The organism is Bradyrhizobium cajani (assembly GCF_009759665.1).
GTDB classification, from domain to species: Bacteria; Pseudomonadota; Alphaproteobacteria; order Rhizobiales; family Xanthobacteraceae; genus Bradyrhizobium; species Bradyrhizobium cajani.
Genome location: NZ_WQNE01000083.1, coordinates 1 through 2,003, shown reverse-complemented (window position 1 = coordinate 2,003; position 2,003 = coordinate 1). Strand labels below are relative to the sequence as shown.

The following is a 2,003-nucleotide window of genomic DNA, read 5'->3' as shown; positions in this document are numbered from 1 at the left end:
AGGGCGATCAGGTGGTGCGCCAGGCGGTTGGCCTTCGCATTGAGCTCGCCATAGCTCAGCCGCTCATCATCGCAGACCACCGCCACCGCATCCGGCGCCTTGTGCACCTGCGCCTCGAACAGCTCGTGGATGCACCGCTCCGCAGGGTACGGCGCCGCCGTCCGGTTCAGCTCGTCCAGCAGATACGTGCGCTCGGCAGTCGACAGCAGCTCAATCCGGTGGACCTCTTGCTGCGCATCGGCAGCCATCGCCCGCAGCAGCGCCAGCAGATAACCACGCTGCCGCTCGATCGTCGCCTGATCAAACAGCGCCGTGGCATACCCCAGCGTTCCGGCGATCTCCTCGCCATGCTCGCCAAGGCTCAGCTCCAGATCGAACTCGACCTGATCAAGCACCTCCCTGGCAGCTTCGACACTCAGCCCCGGCAGGTCCAATGACCCAACCGCATTGTTCTCCCAGGCCAGCATCACCTGGAACAATGGCGTGTGATCAAGAGCCCGAGGCGGCTGCACGATCTCCACCACCTGCTCGAACGGCAGGTCCTGATGCTCCTGCGCAGCCAGCACCGTGCACCGCGTCCGCTCCAGAAGCTCCGACACGCGCGGCTTGCCGGACAGGTCGATCCGAAGCGCAAGGGTGTTGACGAAGAACCCGATCAGCTCTTCGATCTCGCGGTGCCCCCGATTGGCGCTCGGCACGCCAATCACAAGATCGTCCTGCCCCGACAGACGCGACAGCACCGCCGCCCAGGCCGCCAGCACCGTCATGAACAACGTCGTGCCATGCTGCAGGCTCAGCCGCTTCAGCTCCCGCGTCAAATCCGCATCGATGATGATCGGGACCGTGGCCGCGGCAAACGATTGCTGGGCAGGCCGTGCATGGTCCGTCGGCAAGACAAGACGGGTCGTGCCTGCCAGGGCGCTGCGCCAATACTGCGCCTGCTTCTGCAGCCGATCTCCCGACAGCCATTGGCGTTGCCAGGCGGCATAATCCGGATACTGGATCGCAAGCGGCGGCAGAGGATCGTCCTGCCCAGCCTCGAATGCCCGGTAGAGCTGGCTAAGTTCGCGCAGCAGCACGCCCATCGACCAGCCGTCCGAGACGATGTGATGCTGGGTCAGCAGAAAGACGTGTTCCTTATCCGACATCCGCACCAGACGCCCGCGGATCAGCGGACCGTGCGCAAGATCGAATGGCGTGTGGCCCTCTTCATGGCACAGATCCAAAAGTGCCGCTTCTGCATCCGATCTCTCCCGCAGATCGTGCTCAACTATCGGCAGACCCGCATCCGGCGGCAAAACCTCAACCCGGGGCTTGCCCTGGGTCGCGACAAAGACACTGCGCAGCGCCTCATGACGCGCAAACAGACGGTCAAGGCTGCGCTGCCAGGCGCTGTGGTCGAGCAGCCCGCGCAATCGCAAGGCCAGCGGAATGTGATAGTTCGTGCTGCCTTCGTTCAGCTGCGCCAAAAACCATAGCCGCTGCTGCGCAAACGACAGCACAAGCGGCTCATGACGCGACACGGTCGCAATCGACGGCAGCTCTTGCGGACCGGAGCGGCTCAACAGCTCGACGATGCTTGCCGCCAGATCAGTCAGCACTGGCCTTGCGAACAGCGTCGACAGCGGCAGTTCGACCCCGACAGCCTGTGACAGCCGGCTCGACATCTGCACGGCCAAGAGCGAGTGGCCGCCCAGTTCGAAGAAGTGGTCGTTGCGCCCGATGCGCTCGACACCCAGGAGCTCGGCCCAGATCCGCGCCAGTGCCGTCTCGACCGCACCTTGCGGCGCCTGGTAGGCCGCCAGCGCATAGGCCTGATCGGCCGGCGCCGGCAGCGCGTTCCGACCGAGCTTGCCGTTCACCGTCAGCGGCAGCACCGCCAGCCGCACGAACGCACTCGGCACCATGTAATCCGGCAGCCGCGCACTTAAGTGCGCCCGCAAGGCGCCCGCAAGCCCGCCTCCATCGCCCTCGTCCGAGCCGGCCTCGGGCGCGCAGACCAC

Annotated in this window: 1 protein-coding gene; it reads right to left on the bottom strand. The window is 65.4% G+C overall.

The features are described from left to right. Window positions 1-2,003: condensation domain-containing protein (locus GPL20_RS38455; protein ID WP_157337929.1), on the bottom strand; the 2,003-nt coding region annotated here is incomplete at both ends.